Annotated in this window: 19 protein-coding genes; 11 read left to right on the top strand and 8 right to left on the bottom strand. The window is 76.1% G+C overall.

All coding sequences use genetic code 11. The annotated features are described in order from the left end of the window. Positions 1 to 61 precede the first annotated feature (61 nt). Genes hutU through hutI form a run of 4 tightly spaced genes read left to right on the top strand, consistent with a single transcriptional unit; the run spans position 62 to position 5407 of the window. Positions 62 to 1720, top strand: a complete 1659-nt coding sequence (gene hutU / locus KDL28_RS20835) for a urocanate hydratase (RefSeq protein WP_252441118.1) — start codon at positions 62 to 64, stop codon at positions 1718 to 1720. Between the two features lie 17 nt (positions 1721 to 1737). Further along, positions 1738 to 2907, top strand: a complete 1170-nt coding sequence (locus tag KDL28_RS20830; protein WP_252441129.1) for an allantoate amidohydrolase — start codon at positions 1738 to 1740, stop codon at positions 2905 to 2907. Further along, on the top strand, positions 2904 to 4205 hold the full coding sequence (locus tag KDL28_RS20825) for a formimidoylglutamate deiminase (RefSeq protein WP_252441117.1): 1302 nt from the start codon (positions 2904 to 2906) through the stop codon (positions 4203 to 4205). Before KDL28_RS20830 ends, KDL28_RS20825 begins: the two co-directional genes overlap by 4 nt. A gap of 47 nt (positions 4206 to 4252) precedes the next feature. After that, a complete protein-coding gene (gene hutI / locus KDL28_RS20820; protein WP_252441128.1) occupies positions 4253 to 5407 on the top strand; it encodes an imidazolonepropionase in 1155 nt (384 codons plus the stop codon). A 22-nt stretch (positions 5408 to 5429) separates the two neighbouring features. Here hutI and KDL28_RS20815 read toward each other — a convergent pair whose 3' ends face one another. Further along, the gene (locus tag KDL28_RS20815) at positions 5430 to 5708 is read right to left on the bottom strand and encodes a heavy-metal-associated domain-containing protein (protein ID WP_252441116.1); all 279 of its coding nucleotides are present in this window, start codon (positions 5706 to 5708) and stop codon (positions 5430 to 5432) included. A gap of 433 nt (positions 5709 to 6141) precedes the next feature. Between KDL28_RS20815 and KDL28_RS20810 the strand changes: the two genes are divergently transcribed. Genes KDL28_RS20810 through KDL28_RS20800 form a run of 3 tightly spaced genes read left to right on the top strand, consistent with a single transcriptional unit; the run spans position 6142 to position 7705 of the window. Next, positions 6142 to 6522: a YbaB/EbfC family nucleoid-associated protein gene (locus KDL28_RS20810; RefSeq protein ID WP_252441115.1), complete on the top strand. Its 381-nt coding sequence runs from the start codon at positions 6142 to 6144 to the stop codon at positions 6520 to 6522. Next, on the top strand, positions 6519 to 6824 hold the full coding sequence (locus tag KDL28_RS20805) for a hypothetical protein (protein ID WP_252441114.1): 306 nt from the start codon (positions 6519 to 6521) through the stop codon (positions 6822 to 6824). Before KDL28_RS20810 ends, KDL28_RS20805 begins: the two co-directional genes overlap by 4 nt. Next, positions 6821 to 7705, top strand: coding sequence for a WXG100 family type VII secretion target (locus KDL28_RS20800; protein ID WP_252441113.1), 885 nt, complete (start codon positions 6821 to 6823; stop codon positions 7703 to 7705). The genes KDL28_RS20805 and KDL28_RS20800 overlap by 4 nt, the downstream gene beginning before the upstream one ends. Here KDL28_RS20800 and KDL28_RS42155 read toward each other — a convergent pair. Then, positions 7700 to 7930: a TetR-like C-terminal domain-containing protein gene (locus KDL28_RS42155; protein ID WP_256502278.1), complete on the bottom strand. Its 231-nt coding sequence runs from the start codon at positions 7928 to 7930 to the stop codon at positions 7700 to 7702. The genes KDL28_RS20800 and KDL28_RS42155 overlap by 6 nt on opposite strands. A 45-nt stretch (positions 7931 to 7975) precedes the next feature. Between KDL28_RS42155 and KDL28_RS20790 the strand changes: the two genes are divergently transcribed. Beyond that, on the top strand, positions 7976 to 8176 hold the full coding sequence (locus KDL28_RS20790; protein WP_252441111.1) for an O-methyltransferase: 201 nt from the start codon (positions 7976 to 7978) through the stop codon (positions 8174 to 8176). A gap of 143 nt (positions 8177 to 8319) precedes the next feature. Here the strand turns inward: KDL28_RS20790 and KDL28_RS20785 are convergent, their stop codons facing one another. Beyond that, a complete protein-coding gene (locus tag KDL28_RS20785; protein ID WP_252441110.1) occupies positions 8320 to 9015 on the bottom strand; it encodes a zf-HC2 domain-containing protein in 696 nt (231 codons plus the stop codon). Beyond that, positions 9012 to 9530 (bottom strand): sigma-70 family RNA polymerase sigma factor, encoded by a 519-nt coding sequence (locus KDL28_RS20780; protein ID WP_214405987.1) that lies wholly within the window; start codon positions 9528 to 9530, stop codon positions 9012 to 9014. The genes KDL28_RS20785 and KDL28_RS20780 overlap by 4 nt, the downstream gene beginning before the upstream one ends. Positions 9531 to 9668: 138 nt before the next feature. On the opposite strand from KDL28_RS20780, the gene KDL28_RS20775 reads away from it, so the two are divergent. From KDL28_RS20775 to KDL28_RS20765, 3 genes are all read left to right on the top strand, one after another. Further along, entirely contained in the window at positions 9669 to 10190 is a 522-nt protein-coding gene (locus KDL28_RS20775; protein ID WP_252441109.1) for a hypothetical protein, read from the top strand. 86 nt (positions 10191 to 10276) lie between these two features. Continuing rightward, positions 10277 to 10720 carry an SRPBCC family protein gene (locus KDL28_RS20770; protein ID WP_252441108.1) on the top strand — a complete coding sequence of 148 codons (444 nt, stop codon included), beginning with the start codon at positions 10277 to 10279 and terminating at the stop codon, positions 10718 to 10720. 143 nt (positions 10721 to 10863) lie between these two features. Further along, positions 10864 to 11805 (top strand): carbohydrate kinase family protein, encoded by a 942-nt coding sequence (locus tag KDL28_RS20765; protein WP_252441107.1) that lies wholly within the window; start codon positions 10864 to 10866, stop codon positions 11803 to 11805. Positions 11806 to 11820: 15 nt separating this feature from the next. Here KDL28_RS20765 and KDL28_RS20760 read toward each other — a convergent pair whose 3' ends face one another. The 4 genes from KDL28_RS20760 to KDL28_RS41595 all read right to left on the bottom strand — a co-directional run bounded on the left by KDL28_RS20760 (position 11821) and on the right by KDL28_RS41595 (position 15492). Further along, positions 11821 to 12855 (bottom strand): PHP domain-containing protein, encoded by a 1035-nt coding sequence (locus KDL28_RS20760; protein WP_252441106.1) that lies wholly within the window; start codon positions 12853 to 12855, stop codon positions 11821 to 11823. A 34-nt stretch (positions 12856 to 12889) separates the two neighbouring features. After that, positions 12890 to 13363 carry a hypothetical protein gene (locus tag KDL28_RS20755; protein WP_252441105.1) on the bottom strand — a complete coding sequence of 158 codons (474 nt, stop codon included), beginning with the start codon at positions 13361 to 13363 and terminating at the stop codon, positions 12890 to 12892. Positions 13364 to 13425: 62 nt separating this feature from the next. Next, entirely contained in the window at positions 13426 to 13869 is a 444-nt protein-coding gene (locus KDL28_RS20750; RefSeq protein ID WP_252441104.1) for a MarR family winged helix-turn-helix transcriptional regulator, read from the bottom strand. 165 nt (positions 13870 to 14034) lie between these two features. Next, the gene (locus KDL28_RS41595) at positions 14035 to 15492 is read right to left on the bottom strand and encodes a CYTH and CHAD domain-containing protein (protein WP_252441103.1); all 1458 of its coding nucleotides are present in this window, start codon (positions 15490 to 15492) and stop codon (positions 14035 to 14037) included. Positions 15493 to 15545: the final 53 nt, after the last annotated feature.

The raw sequence follows: 15545 nt of genomic DNA, 5'->3' as shown, positions 1-15545 counted from the left end.
CGTCGTGAGCGGGTTTCCCGGCTATAACCGGGAAACCCGCTCACGACCCCCGGAGGACCCCATGGACGGCGCACGACCCGTGCGTGCCCCCCGCGGCACCGCGCTCACCGCCCGGTCGTGGCAGACCGAGGCCCCGCTGCGGATGCTGCAGAACAACCTCGACCCCGAGGTCGCCGAACGCCCCGACGACCTGGTCGTCTACGGCGGAACCGGGCGGGCCGCGCGCGACTGGCGCTCGTTCGACGCCATGGTCCGCACCCTGACCACGCTCGCCGACGACGAGACGATGCTGGTGCAGTCGGGCCGCCCGGTCGGCGTGCTGCGCACCCACGAGTGGGCCCCGCGCGTGCTGATCGCCAACTCCAACCTCGTCGGCGACTGGGCCACCTGGCCGGAGTTCCGCAGGCTGGAGCGGCTCGGGCTGACGATGTACGGCCAGATGACGGCCGGCTCGTGGATCTACATCGGCACCCAGGGCATCCTGCAGGGCACCTACGAGACCTTCGCCGCGGTCGCCGCCAAGCGCTTCGACGGCACCCTCGCCGGCACCCTGACGGTGACCGGCGGCTGCGGCGGCATGGGCGGCGCGCAGCCGCTCGCGGTCACCCTCAACGGTGGGGTGTGCCTGGTCGTCGACGTGGACGCGGCCCGGCTGCGCCGCCGGGTCGAGCACCGCTACCTCGACGAGCTGGCCGACTCCCTCGACGAGGCCGTCCGGCTCTGCACCGAGGCCCGCGCGGGCCGCCGCGCCCTGTCGGTGGGCGTGGTCGGCAACTGCGCGAGCGTGCTGCCCGAGCTGCTGCGCCGCGGCGTCGAGGTCGACATCGTCACCGACCAGACCTCGGCCCACGACCCGCTGTCCTACCTGCCCGAGGGCGTCGACCTCGACGACTGGGAGGACTACGCGGCCAAGAAGCCCGAGGAGTTCACCGACCGCGCCCGGGCCTCCATGGCCAAGCACGTGGAGGCCATGGTCGGTTTCCTCGACGCCGGCGCCGAGGTCTTCGACTACGGCAACTCCCTGCGCGACGAGGCCCGCCAGGGCGGCTTCGACCGCGCCTTCGCCTTCCCCGGCTTCGTGCCCGCCTACATCCGGCCGCTGTTCTGCGAGGGCAGGGGCCCGTTCCGGTGGGTGGCGCTGTCCGGCGACCCGGCCGACATCCACGCCACCGACCGCGCGGTGCTCGACCTGTTCTCGGACAACGACCAGCTGCACCGGTGGATCCGCGCGGCGGGCGAGCGGGTGGCGTTCCAGGGCCTGCCCGCTCGCATCTGCTGGCTGGGCCAGGGCGAGCGCGACAAGGCCGGGCTGCGGTTCAACGAGCTGGTCGCCTCCGGGGAGGTCTCGGCGCCGATCGTGATCGGCCGCGACCACCTCGACACCGGCTCGGTGGCCTCGCCCTACCGCGAGACCGAGGCCATGGCCGACGGCTCCGACGCCATCGCCGACTGGCCGCTGCTCAACGCGATGGTGAGCACGTCGTCGGGGGCGAGCTGGGTGTCCATCCACCACGGCGGCGGGGTGGGCATCGGCCGCTCGATCCACGCCGGGCAGGTCAGCGTGGCCGACGGCACCGAGCTGGCCGCGGCCAAGCTCGAACGGGTGCTGAGCAACGACCCGGCCACCGGCGTGCTGCGCCACGTCGACGCCGGCTACGACCAGGCCGCCACGACGGCCGCCGAGCACGACATCCGCATCCCGATGCGGGAGACCCCGTGACGGGGTCGTTCTGGGGCATGTGGGGCGAGCTGGAGCAGCTCGGGCGGGCCGGCACCGGCGGGTACCGGCGCTACGCCTGGACCCCGGAGGACGCCCGGCTGCGCGAGTGGTTCGCCGGGCAGTCCGCCGCCCGCGGGCTCGACCTCGTCCAGGACCGGGCGGGCAACCAGTGGGCGTGGTGGGGCGACCCGGACGCCGACGGCCCCGGCGTCGCGGTCGGCTCCCACCTCGACTCGGTGCCCGACGGCGGCGCCTTCGACGGGCCGCTGGGCGTCGTCTCGGCGCTGGCCGCGGTCGACGCGCTGCGCGAGTCGGGGGTGCGGCCGACCAAGCCGCTCGCGGTCGTCCACTTCGGCGACGAGGAGGGCGCCCGGTTCGGCATCGCCTGCGCCGGGTCGCGGCTGCTCACCGGGGCCCTGGACGCCGACCGCGCGCGCGGGCTGACCGACGGCGACGGCGTGCGGATGGCCGAGGCGATGGCCGCCGCCGGGCTCGACGTCTCCCACGTCGGGCGCGACGACGAGACCCTGCGCCGGATCGACTCGTTCGTCGAGCTGCACGTCGAGCAGGGCCGGGCCATGGTCGACATGGACGCGCCGGTCGCCGTCGGCTCCGCGATCCGCCCGCACGGGCGCTGGCGCTACGAGCTGCCCGGCGAGGCCAACCACGCCGGCACCACCCTGCTCGCCGACCGGCGCGACCCGATGCTGGCGATGGCCGCGGTGGTCCTCGCGGCCCGCGCCGCCGCGGTGCGCCACGACACCGTCGCCACCTGCGGCAAGCTGCGGGTGGAGCCGAACGGGGTGAACGCGATCCCGTCGCGGGTCACCGGCTGGCTGGACGCGCGCGGCCCGGTCCCCGAGGGCGTCCTCGCGACGGTCGCCGACGTCACCGCCGCGGTCGAGGAGCACGGCGGCCGGGTCGAGCAGGAGTCCTGGACCGGGGTCACCCGCTTCGACGCGGACCTGGCCGCGGAGCTGGCCGGCCTGCTCGGCGGGGTCCCGGTCCTCGACACCGGCGCGGGCCACGACGCCGGCATCCTGTCCGCGGCGGGCGTGCGCACGGCGATGCTGTTCGTGCGCAACCCGACCGGCGTCTCGCACTCCCCGCTGGAGCACGCCGAGCCCGACGACTGCGAGGCCGGCGTGCGGGCGCTGAGCACGGTGCTGGCGAGCCTGGTCGGGTGAGCGCCACCTGGTGGTCCGCGCACGCCCTGCTGCCCACCGGACCGGCCCGCAGCGTGCTGTTCGAGGTGGCCGACGGGCGGTTCAGCGCCGTGCGGCCGGGCTCGGCGCCCGGCGCAGCGCACCGGTTGCCCGGCGTCGCCCTGCCCGGCTTCGCCAACGTCCACAGCCACGCCTTCCACCGCGCGCTGCGCGGGCGCACCCACGACCGCGGCGGCACGTTCTGGACCTGGCGCGAACGCATGTACGCCGTGGCCGGGAGGCTCGACCCCGACTCGTACCGGGCGCTGGCCACGGCCGCCTACGCCGAGATGGCGCTGGCCGGGGTCAGCGCCGTCGGCGAGTTCCACTACCTGCACCACGGCCCCGGCGGGCGGCCCTACGACGACCCCCACGTCATGTCGCGCGCGCTGGTGGACGCGGCCGCCGCGGCCGGGGTCCGGCTGACCCTGCTGGACACCTGCTACCTCGCCGGTGGCCTCGACGCCGACGGCCACCGCCCGCTGGAGGGCGTGCAGCGCCGCTTCGGCGATGGCGACGCGCACTCCTGGGCGGCGCGCGCCGCCGCCGGACCGGCCCACGGCGTGGCCGTGCACTCGGTGCGCGCGGTGCCGCGCGCGGCCCTGGTCACCGTGGCCGAGGTGGCCGCGGGCCGCCCGCTGCACGTGCACCTCTCCGAGCAGCCCGCGGAGAACGCGGCCTGCCTGGCCGCGCACGGGCTCACCCCGACCGCGCTGCTGGAGTCCGAGGGGTTGCTCGGCCCGACCACCACCGCCGTGCACGCCACCCACCTGACCGGCGCCGACATCGCGGCGCTCGGCGCGAGCGGCACCGGCGCGTGCCTGTGCCCGACCACCGAGCGCGACCTCGCCGACGGCATCGGCCCGGCCGTCGAGCTGGCCGTGGCCGGGGCACCGCTGTCGCTGGGCAGCGACCAGCACGCCGTGGTCGACCTGGTCGAGGAGGCGCGGGCGCTGGAGATGCACGCCCGGCTGGCCTCCGGCGAGCGCGGCCGGTTCCGGCCGGACGACCTGCTCGCCGCGCTGACCCGGCACTCCGCGATCGGCGGCTCCGACGCCGGACTCGCCGTCGGCGCCCCCGCCGACCTGGTCGCCCTGCGCACCGACACCGTCCGCACCGCCGGCGCCGACCCGGCCCAGGTCCTGCTGGCCGCCACCGCGGCCGACGTCGACACGGTGCTGGTCGGCGGCGAGGTCGTGGTGCGCGAGGGCCGCCACCGCCTCGGCGACGTCGGCACGCTCCTCACCGCCGCCATCGCCCCCCTCTGGGAGGACCCGTGACCACCCCGCCGCCCCCTCTCCCCCCGGTTCCTGAACAACGGCCGGGGATCGCGACGCTGGTGACGGGGATCTGTGAGCTGGTGACGAACGACCCCGCGATCGGGGACGGCTCGCCGCTGGGCGTGCTGCGCGACGCGGCCGTCGTCGTCGAGGGTGGGCGGGTGGCCTGGGTGGGGCCGGCCACCGACGCCCCGGCCGCCGACGACCGGTGCGACCTGGGCGGGCGCGCGGTCGTGCCGGGGTTCGTCGACTCGCACTCGCACCTGGTGTTCGACGGCGACCGGGGCGCGGAGTTCGCGGCCCGGATGACCGGGCGGCCCTACGACGGCGGCGGCATCGCCACCACGGTCGCGGCCACCCGCGCCGCCGACGACGACCGCCTGCGCGCCCTGCTGGGCGAGCGGGTCGCGGAGATGCGCCGGCAGGGCACGACCACCGTGGAGGTCAAGAGCGGCTACGGGCTGACCGTCGACGACGAGGTCCGGGCGCTGCGGCTGGCCGGGGAGGTGACCGCCGAGACCACGTTCCTGGGTGCCCACGTCGTGCCCGCGGGTGCCGACCGCGCCGACTACCTCGACCTGGTGACCGGGCCGATGCTGGCGGCCTGCGCGCCGCACGCCCGGTGGGTCGACGTGTTCTGCGAGCCGGCCAGCCGGCACGCCTTCGACGGCGACGAGGCCAGGGCGGTGCTGGCGGCCGGGCGGGCCGCCGGGTTGGGGTTGCGGGTGCACGGCAACCAGCTGGGCCCGGGGCCGGGCGTGCGCCTGGCGGTGGAGCTGGGCGCGGCGAGCGTGGACCACTGCACGCACCTGGACGGCGCCGACGTCGACGCGCTGGCCGGCGGCGACACCGTGGCGACGCTGCTGCCCGGCGTGGAGTTCAGCACCCGCTCGCCCTACCCGGACGCCCGCCGGCTGCTCGACGCCGGTGCGGTCGTGGCGCTGGCCACCGACTGCAACCCCGGCACCTGCTTCTCCTCGTCGATGCCGCTGATGATCGCGCTGGCGGTGCGGGAGATGGGGCTGACGCCGGGCGAGGCCCTGTGGGCGGCCACCGCGGGCGGGGCGGCCGCGCTGCGCCGGTCCGACGTCGGGGTCGTCGGGGTGGGCGGCGCGGCCGACCTCGCGGTGCTCGACGCCCCCAGCCACCTACATCTGGCCTACCGGCCGGGGGTGCCGATCGCCCGGGCGCTCGAGCTCTGACGGACTCCGGGGGCGGGGCGGCTCAGCCGGCCTCGGGCAGCGCGACGCCGAGGCCGTCGGCGCCCCGGCCGACGACGACGTAGCCGGCGTCCTCGATCGCGGTGACGAGGTCGGCGACCGGGAGGGTGGCCGGGTGGGCCACGACGGCGGTGGCCGAGACGATGTCCACCTCGGCGGTGACGTCGCCGAGGGTCACCAGGGCGGTCTCCACGTGCCGGGCGCAGCTGGTGCAGTTCATGCCGACGACCGCCAGCTCGGTGCGCACGATGCCGAAGGCCGGACGGGTTTCCATGGTTCGCATCGGATCTCCTGGAGGGGAAGTTCGGTGAGCGGCGTCGGGGAGTTCTCGTCGCTCGGGCCGGACAGTAGGGAGGGCCGGCACCGGTGAGTTGCTCTCCTGAGGGACGACGACGCCACGCGTCCGGTCCACCGCGCCGAGCGGCAGCGCATTCGCCCGGTCAGGGGTAGCGGCACAGCCGTATGCCACGTCACGGTTTCAGGAATCCCACGTCGGCCGCTCGGCGCAGCCGACCGGCCGGTGCCGTCGACGCCCACCGCCGGACGTCGACCGCACGCCGTGACCGGGCGAGCGGTCGGCCCGTCGCGGTCGGTCGACGCACCACCGCTACCGGTCACGGGACGGTAACGGCGACACCGGCCCCGCCGCTCGGACCCTGGCCGAGTTGTGCGAAACGCCCACGGGGACGGGAGGCGCGCACGTACCGTCCCCGCTCGTGGACGCAGAGGAATGGCTGGTCGGCTACCGCGCCCGACTCGCCGAGCTCGAAGCGCGCGCAGGACGCGCGCAGGACGCACTGGCCCGCGCGGAGGCCACGGCGACCAGCCCCGACGGGGCGGTCACGGTCACGGTCGACCCGGCGGGCGGGCTGCGCGCGCTGGTGCTCTCCGACCGGGCCACGCAGATGGGCCGCACGCAGCTGGCCGCCACGATCGTGGCCACCGCGGGTACCGCCCGCCGCGACGCCGCGGCCGAGGCGATCGCCGCGATGTCCCCGCTGCTCGGCGACGACAGCCGGGCGATGCGCCTGCTGCGGGGCGACGTGCCGACCCCGCCGCCCACCGGGTCGCCGCGTCCGGACGGAGGGCGGTCGTGATGGTCGGGGGCTTCCGCGTCGACCCCGGCGACCTCGCCGACACCTCCGCGCGGACCGACGAGCTCTCCTCGCGCGTCCGGGCCGCCGCCGCGGGCGCCCGCCCGATCGACCCGCGGGCCTACGGCGTCGCGGGGCAGCCCTTCGCCGGGCCCGCGCTCGTGGCCGCGGGCCTGATCTCCGACGCCCTCGACGACCTCGCGCTCGACACCGACCGCGGCGCCGACGGGCTGCGCGGCACCCGGGACGGCTACCTCGACACCGAGCGGGCCGCCGTCTCCGCGTTCGACGGGCTCGCGCGATGACCGCCCCCGTCTCGACCGAGCCGGAGCCCCCGAAGGCGCTCGAGGGCGCGGGCGTCTTCTCCAGCGTCGACGACCTGGGCACCGCGGTCCACAGCGGCGACGGCTTCGAGATCGCCTTCGCCGGCCTCGGGGTCGCGCTGGACGGCCTGGGCTTCGTGGTCGACCCGTTCGGCGCGCTGCTCGAGGCCGGCGCGGGCTGGCTCATGGAGCACGTCTGGTTCCTCAGCGAGCCGATGGGCGTGCTGGCCGGCGATCCGAACGAGGTCAAGGCCCAGGCGCAGTCCTGGCACCGGGTCTCGGTCGAGCTGTCCGCCATCGCCGCGGCGCAACGCGGCCTGGCCGTCACCGGGCCGGTGCCGTGGACCGGCGAGGCCGCCGAGGCCTACCGGCAGGCGGTCGAGCAGCGGGCCGCCCGGATGTCGGAGACGGCCGAGCAGGTCGACCGGTTCGCCACCCTGCTGATCACCTCGGCCGCGGGCGTCGGCACCGTGCGGTCGATCGTGCGCGACCTGATCGCCGAGTTCATCGCCGACGTGGTCGAGTGGATCCTGCTCGGCTCGCTGCTCTCCCTGCTCACCAGCGGGGTGTCCCTGGCCGCGAGCATCGGGTGGGTCATCGTGGACGCGACCCTGCTGGCCGGGCGGATCGCCGAGCGGATCGCGCGGCTGCTGGAGACGATGGCCGAAGCCGGTCACGCGGCCGGCGGGCTGGCCGCCGGGGTACTGCAGGCGGCCCGGTGGACCGGTGAGACCGCGGGCGCGGTGCGCGCCGGTGCGGTGCCGGTCGACGCGCTCGTCGAAGGCCGGGAGGTCGCGAGCGTCGTCGAGCTCGGCAAGCAGTCCACCACCGCGGAGCTCGCGGGCCCGCCCCCCGCCTCATGACCGCGGGCCAGCGGGCAGCCCGGCCAGCACCGCGGCCACCAGCGCGTCGGTGAACTCCCCCGGCACCGGGTCGCCGGTCACCAGCACCCGGTAGTGCACGGGCCCGACCAGGCGGTCCACGAGATCGTCGAGGTCGGCGCCGGGTCGAGCTCGCCGCGCTCGACCGCCTGCACGCCGCGCCGCCCGCGATGAGGACCGCGCCGACGCGCTGGCGGGGGTGCACAGGCCGATCTCGGCGGAAGCGGACGCGCTGCTCTACGCCCTTGTGCGGTGACGCGGCTGGACACCGTCGTCGAGTTCGGCACCTCGTTCGGGATCTCCACCCTCCACCTCGCCGAGGCCGGCCTGGCCGCGCACGCCACCGTGCTCGCCGGCGACGCGCCGCAGACCCGGCCGACGACACCGGATGGCGAGCGTGCAGCCCCACCTCGAACACGTCCGCGCCCCGGGGCAGCGGCTACGTCGGCGTGAGCTTCCCGGTGGAGGACGGCGTGGAGATCAGCTGCTGGACCGGGTGAGCGGCCGTCCCGCCGGGGACGGGGTCGTGGCGGGCCGAGGGACCGTCTCGCCCACCACGACCCCGTTCCCGGCGGGACGGTCGTCGTCGGGCGGGATCAGAGCGGCACCGACACGAACGTCCGGCCGTCCTCGGACTCCACGTCGATCGAGGCGACGTCGTCGGGGGCCACGAGCGCCGAGCCGGTCAGCGGCTCGCCGTTGCCCTCGCCGGTGATCCAGGCGAAGGCCATCTGGCGGTCGCCGTCCTTGGTCACCACCATCATCCGGCAGCGCTCGCCGGGCGGCACGCCCTCGACCGTGGCCGAGACCCGGACGTAGCCCGCGCTCGGCGTCACGGTCACCTCTGCCTCGGCCCCGGTCCTGGCGTCGGCCGCCTTCGCGACGAGCGCGTCGACCGGCGCCTCGACCGGAGCGGTCGACGCGGGGGGTTGCTGCTGGACGGCCACGACGGACGGGTTGGTCTGCTGGCCGTAGGCGAACCCGCCGGCCACCCCGGCCGCGCCCACCAGCACGGCCGCCGCCGCACCGAGGACCCGTCTACCGCGTCTGCTCTCCCGCCGTATCTGCCGGACGGTGCGCCGCAGCAGCAGGTCGCTGCCGTCCGGTGGCCCGTCGAGCAGCACTTCCGGCGGCATCCCGTCCAGCAGGGCGGTCACCTCGCGCAACTCCCTCAGCTCGTTGGAACACCATCCGCATGCTGCGAGATGCGACTCGACGGCCCAGCCTTCGCGCGCCTCCAGGGCACCGGCGAGGTAGACGCCGAGGTCGCCCGCAACGTGACGATCGGTCATGCCGGTACCTCCGCAGGCGTTTCCACGAGGCGCCGCAGCGCCTTCAAGGCGTAGTGACTCCGGGACCGCACCGTTCCGGGTGGGACCCCCAGCACCTGAGCCGTCTCGTCGAGCGTGCGACCGGCGAAGTACAGGTGCGCGAGCACGCCGCGGTGCTCGGGGGAGAGCTGTTCGAGCGCGGCCAGCACGGTGAGCGAGTCGACGACACCGCCGGCGTGGTCGGGCGCGATGGGCGCCACGATCTCGTCGTCGGTGACCTCCGAGGGCCGTGACGACCTGGCGCGCGCCCGGTCGATGACTATGTTGCGCACCACCGTGAGCAACCAGCCCCGCACCGATCCCCGACCGTTCACCAGAACGTCGGGGTGCTTCCACACGCGCACCAAGGTCTCCTGCACCACGTCTTCCGCCGTCGCCCGATCACCGGTGAGCCGGGTGGCGTAGGCGAGCAGGGCGCGACCGTGCTCGGCGTATACCGCCGTGATCAGCGCCTCGTCCCTCGGGGTCCGTGCCACAACCCCTCACACGGACGCCGCGCTCGACTGGGTCAACGCCGGACCAAGATTCTTTCCGGTTCTTCGGCGATGGCGTGAACCCGCCGCCCACCCGGGCCGTGTCCCGTTCGAAGCCGGTTCCCACCCGGAAGGTGTCCCATGTCCGTCAGCCGTCTGGCCCGCCTGACCGCGGCCGCGACCGCCGTGCTCGCGCTCGGGGCGTGCAGCGCCGGGGACGCGGCGCCGGCCGCGCCCGCGGCCCCCGCCGGCGCGTCGGCCGCCGCGCAGGCGCCGGGCGCCCCGGCGGCGGGCGAGCGCCCGGCGCTGACCGCGCAGGAGGTGGCCGACCTCGGCACGGTGCTCGTCGACCAGGAGGGCTACACCCTCTACCGGTTCGACGAGGACTCCGCGGAGCCGCCCACCACCACCTGCGTCGGCGACTGCGCCGAGAAGTGGCCGCCGTTCGTCGTCGACCGCAACGGCAAGCTCGGCGTCGACGGCGTGGAGGATTCCGCGATCGGGCTGCTCGAGCGCCCGGACGGCAGCACCCAGCTGACGGTCAACGGCTGGGCGGTCTACCGCTTCAGCGGCGACACCGCCCCCGGCGCCACCGAGGGCCAGGGCGTGGGCGGCGCCTGGTACGCGATCACGCCCGACGGCAGGAAGGCCACCCCGGTCTAGCCGCACCCCACAGGCAACCCGGTCCCCGAGCCGGGAGCGAGAGGCCCGTCCTGCCCCGGTCGTGGGAGCCGGGGCAGGATGGGCCCATGGCACAGGTGACGGCCCGGACGGCACGCACGATCGAGGCACCGGCGGAGAAGGTGCGCGCGGCGCTCGCGGACTACGAGACGGTGCGCCCGAGCATCCTCACCGAGCAGTACCGCGACTACCGCGTGGAGGCCGGCGGGCAGGGCGCGGGCAGCCGGGTGCACTGGGTCCTGCAGGCCACCAAGTCGCGCCGGCGCGACCAGCTCGTCGAGGTGAGCGTGCCCGCCGCGGACCGGATCGTGGAGTCCGACACGAACTCCAGCATGGTCACCACGTGGACGGTCACGCCCAAGGGCGCCGACCGCAGCGAGGTCGCCGTGGAGACGACCTGGAAGGGCGCCGGGGGCATCGGCGGGTTCTTCGAGCGCACGTTCGCGCCGCGGGGCCTGGCGCGGATCCACGACGGCGTGCTGGCGAAGCTCGACGGCGTCGTCACCGGGTGACCCCCCGCCCGACTTGATCTCCCCCGGCCGGGCCGCCCAGGACCTGGCGCGGGCGGGTGCCGGGTTGCCAGCATGTCCCGACGGGCGGCACCGCAGTCGCACCGGCGAGGGGAGGCGTCATCGCAGCGAACGAGCGCGGCATCGTGGTGGTCGCGGGCGAGGCACTGGTCGACGTGGTGCCCGCGCCGGTCGACGGGTACTTCGAGATGGCACCGGGGGGCAGCCCGGCGAACGTGGCGGTCGGGCTGTCCCGGCTCGGCGTGCGGGCCCGGCTGCTCGCCCGGATCGCCGAGGACATGCTCGGCGTGCGCATCCGCGAGCACCTGGCGGCCAACGGCGTGGAGCTCGACCACGCCGTCACCGCCACCGAGCAGACCAGCCTCGCGCTGGTGGCCGTGGGGCCCGACGGCGGCGCCACCTACGACTTCCGGGTCGACGGCACGGCCGACTGGCAGTGGACGCCCGCCGAGCTGGACGGGGCGCTGGACGGCCCGGTCGTCGCGGTGCACTCCGGGTCGCTGGCGCTGACCACGCCGCCCGGGGCCGCGGCGCTGCGCGAGCTGCTCTCGCGCGCGGCGGCCACCGCCACCGTCAGCTACGACCCCAACTGCCGGCCGATGCTGATGGGCGAGCCCGCCGACGTGCTGGGCGGGGTGCACGAGCTGCTGGCGGTGGCCGACGTGGTCAAGGTCAGCGCCGAGGACCTGGAGTGGCTGCACCCGGGCAGGACGCCGGAGTCGGTCCTGGAGGACTGGCTCGGCCGCGGCCCGGCGCTCGTCGCGGTCACCCTCGGCGGCGACGGCGTCATCGCCGGCACCGCGGCCGGCCTGCGGTCCCGCCGGCCGGGCGTGCCGGTGCAGGTGGTCGACACGGTGGGCGCGGGCGACACGTACTCCGCGGCGCTGCTGGCCGGGCTGCACCGCCGCGGCCTGCTCGGCGCCGACGCCCGTCCGGCGCTGCGCGCGATCGACGAGCCCACCCTGGACGCCCTGCTCGACGAGGCCGCGGTGGCCGCCGCGATCACCTGCTCGCGCCGCGGCGCCGACCCGCCCACCGCCGACGAGCTCCTCTCCCCCCGCCCCTGACCCCGCCCCGACCCGTCAGCGGGCGCGGGTGAGGAGCTGGTCGACCGGCCAGGTGTTGAGGATGCGATCGGTGGGGACGCCGCAGGCCGCGGCGCGCCCGCAGCCGTTGTCGAGCCAGTCGAGCTGGCCGGGGGCGTGCGCGTCGGTGTCGATGGTGAACAGGCACCCCGCCTCGACGGCCAGCCGCAGCAGCCGCTTGGGCGGGTCGAGCCGCTCGGGGCGCGAGTTCACCTCGACGGCCACGCCGTTCGCGGCGCACGCGGCGAACACGGCGTCGGCGTCGAACTGCGACTCCGGGCGCTTGCGGTTGCCGGTGACCATCCGGCCGGTGCAGTGGCCGAGGACGTCGACGTGCGGGTTCTCGATCGCGGTCAGCATGCGCTCGGTCATCTCCTCGCGCGGGCTGCGCAGCTTGGAGTGCACCGAGGCGACCACCAGGTCGAGCTCGGAGAGCAGGTCGGGGTCCTGGTCGAGGGAGCCGTCCTCGTTGATGTCGACCTCGATGCCGGTGAGCACCCGGAAGCCCGTGCCCAGCTCGGCGTTGAGCTCGGCGATCTGCTCCAGCTGCGCGCGCAGCCGCTGGGCGGACAGCCCGTTGGCCACGGTCAGCCGGGGCGAGTGGTCGGTGATCACGAGGTAGTCGTGGCCGAGGCCCTGCGCCGTCTCCACCATCTCGCGCAGCGGCGAACCGCCGTCGGAGGCGTCGGTGTGGCTGTGGCAGTCGCCCTTGAGCGCGGCCCGCAGCGCCGCGGTCGCCTCGTCGAGCGGGGTGCTCCCGATGGCCTCGAGCCGGCGCAGGTAGACCGGCTCCTCACCGGCCACCGACTCCGCGACGCAGCGCGCGGTGACCTCGCCGACCCCCTTGAGCCGCTTCAGCTCGCCGGAGCGGACCATGGCGGCGATCTCGTCGGGGGTGCGGCGGACGAGCGCCGCGGCCGCGGTGCGGAACGCCCGGACCCGGTAGGTGGACTCGTGCGCGCGCTCCAGCAGGAAGGCGATCCGCCGCAGGTCGGCCACCGCGTCCCGCGGCTCCACATCCGGTGTGGTCACGCCCGCGATCGTCGCACGTGCGCCGGGCGCGGGCTCAGGAGTGCCCGCCCGGACGGACGATCATCAGCACCACGACGGCCGCCCACAGCAGGTTGTAGATCCCGGCCAGCATGCCCAGCCTGCGCAGCTGCCCGCCGTCGTCCGGGGCGGCCAGCGCGTCGCGCTGCATCGGGGCGACGGCCAGCGCGAGCAGGGCGCCGGCGAGCACCGTCAGCACCATCGAGATGTTGATCCAGATCTCGCCCATCCGGCCCTGGACCATCGCGAGCACGATCCCGACGACCGGCACGACCAGGCCCAGCACCCCGTAGACGCGGGTGACGCGGTGCAGCGCGACGGCGACCGCGCGGTTGCGCTCCCCGGCCGGCTGCTCCGGCGCCGCCGCGTCGCCGGCCGGGACGCTCACGGCGACCGGCGCGTAGCGCGGGAACAGGCTCGCCGCGACGGCCGAGCCGCCGACGAACACGATGGCCGCCAGCACGTGCACGGACAGCAGGACACCTTCCACGGCTCCCCCTCACCTTCAGTTGCACTGAAGCTAGCAGAAGCTTCAGAGCGGTTGAAGGTGGGTCAGCCGCGGACGTCCTCCTCGAACGCGGCCGCCGCCGCGTCGCCGACCCTGCGCAGGACGGGATCGGCGTCCGGCCCGAACAGCGCCCGGTCGACGCCGGCCACCGCGGTCATCGCGGCGCGCAGCAGCCGCGCGCCCTCCTCGGTGAGCTCGATCCGCGACGCCGCCCCGGCCCGCGCCGACCCGTCGCGCACCAGCGAGGCCGCGACCAGCGCCTTCACCGCGGCGTGCACGCTCTGCACGCTCACCCCCGACATCCGGGCCAGCTCGCTGAACGACGCGCCCGGCACCCCGGAGATGTGCCCGAGCAGGCCGAGCCGACCGACCGTGAGCCCGAGCGGGGCCAGCGCGGCCCCCAGCTCGGCCTCGATCCGCCTGCTCAGCGTCAGCAGCAGCACCGACCGGCTGGTCGTCGGCGGCCCCGGGCGCTCGTCGTCGCTCACCGCGCCAGTCTCCCGCCCCGCCGCGCCCGGACGTCAGGAAAGCCACCATCAGGGCACCTGGCGTCCTGATGGTGGCTTTCCTGACACGGGAGACGGGTGGGGGGAGGGGTCAGGGAGGGGTCAGCGGGGGGGTCAGCGGGGGGTCAGCGAGGGGTCAGCGAGGGGTCAGCGGAGGAAGGCGGTGGTCTTCTTCGTCCACGTGCGGCGCCAGAGGTCGGGCAGCTCGCGCTCGATCCGCTGCTTGCGGGCCTCGCCGCGGGCGTAGAGCAGGCCGAGGCTGAAGCCGTTCTCGCCCTCGGTGTGGGCCTGTCCACCCAGCCTGCGCAGGGCGTCGCCGGCGACGACGGCGTCCTGGTGGTGGCCCAGCGCCTTCTGCAGGGGCTTGAGCGACGTGGCGAAGCGCTTGGCCGGGCGGCCCAGGGCGGGCCGGGCGACCTCGGTGGCGTAGCGCAGGCGCTTGCCCGCCTTGCGCGCGGCGTGGGTGGCCGTGTCGCGGTCGGCGGCGGGCGCCTGGGCGTCGGTCGCCCGGTGCACGGCCTTCTGCAGCTTCCGGCCCGTGCGCGCGAGCACGGCGGGCAGCTCCCGACCGGCCTTGCGCCCGGCCCGCTTCCGCAGGGGCGGGCGCTCCAGCAGGTCGTCGAGGGCGGAGCGCAGCCAGGCGTAGCGCTCGCCGTCCAGCGCGGACAGCGCGGCGGCCGCGGTCTCGGCCTCCTCGCGGGCGAAGTGCCGGGTGACCATCGCCTCGACGGCGCCCAGGCGCAGCTCGGGCTCCAGGTCAGCCAGCTGCTCGGAGATCCCCTGGCGCAGCACCTCGGCGTCGCGCGCGGGGGCCAGGGCCCGGCCCAGGTCGCGCAGCGCGTCGACGACCGGCTCGGTGCGCCCGCGGTCGAGCAGCGGGCGGTAGGCCTGCAGCGCGCTGCGCAGCCGGCGGGACGCCACCCGCATCTGGTGGATCGAGTCGGGCTCGGCGGCGCGCACCCGCAGCTCCTCGGCGGCGAGGCGGTCGGCCTGGGCGGCGATGTAGCGCATGACGGCCTCCCCGGCCGAACCCTTGCGGCCCGTGGACCGCGAGCGGCTCGCCGGGCGCAGCAGCCGGTCGAGCTCGGCCTCGCCTGCGGGTGGGGCGGGGCGCAGGCCGATCTCGGCCAACCGCTGCTCGATCCCGTCGAGGACCTCGGCGGAGGCGCCGCGGGAGCGCACGGCGACCTCGCTCCACCCGCGCACCTCGGCGGTGTCGCCCAGCAGCGCCAACGTGATGTCGTCGTGCACGACCTCGGCGACGTCGACGTCGTCGGCGGACAGCACCGTGCGAGTGCGGACGGTGCGCAGACGCCCGACCGGGCCGACGGTCCGGCCGCGGGTGGCGCCGCGGACGAGCTCGGCCAGCTCGTCGGGCACGTCGGGCACCGGGGGCGCGTCGGCGGCCAGCGGCACCCGCCGCGGCTCGCCCGCCCCCTCCAGCCGCCAGTGCGGGGTGTCGCCGTCCCGGCGGACGGTCAGGGCGAGACCGGCCGCGGCCAGCCCGCGGTCGTCAGTGTCGTGGCGCTCGACCTCGAGCACACGAGCCTCGCCGTCGTCGTGGCGGTGCACCCCGGGCAGCCCGGCCAGGTTCGGGCGGCCCACGCCCCCCGGTCCGCGGTAGGTCCTGGTGTCCTCGCGTTCGTCCGTCTCCGACC

This window comes from Pseudonocardia humida (assembly GCF_023898865.1).
GTDB lineage: Bacteria > Actinomycetota > Actinomycetes > Mycobacteriales > Pseudonocardiaceae > Pseudonocardia > Pseudonocardia humida.
Note: the sequence above shows the minus strand (reverse complement) of the source record. Positions and strands in the feature narration are given on the sequence as shown.

Coding starts and splice junctions, on each gene's coding strand:
- KDL28_RS20830 (WP_252441129.1), top strand. CDS start 1,738: ATGTGGGGCGAGCTGGAGCAGCTCGGGCGGGCCGGCACCGGCGGGTAC.
- KDL28_RS20815 (WP_252441116.1), bottom strand. CDS start 5,708: ATGCGAACCATGGAAACCCGTCCGGCCTTCGGCATCGTGCGCACCGAG.
- KDL28_RS20775 (WP_252441109.1), top strand. CDS start 9,669: ATGTCCGTCAGCCGTCTGGCCCGCCTGACCGCGGCCGCGACCGCCGTG.
- KDL28_RS20770 (WP_252441108.1), top strand. CDS start 10,277: ATGGCACAGGTGACGGCCCGGACGGCACGCACGATCGAGGCACCGGCG.
- KDL28_RS20800 (WP_252441113.1), top strand. CDS start 6,821: ATGACCGCCCCCGTCTCGACCGAGCCGGAGCCCCCGAAGGCGCTCGAG.
- KDL28_RS20785 (WP_252441110.1), bottom strand. CDS start 9,015: ATGACCGATCGTCACGTTGCGGGCGACCTCGGCGTCTACCTCGCCGGT.
- hutU (WP_252441118.1), top strand. CDS start 62: ATGGACGGCGCACGACCCGTGCGTGCCCCCCGCGGCACCGCGCTCACC.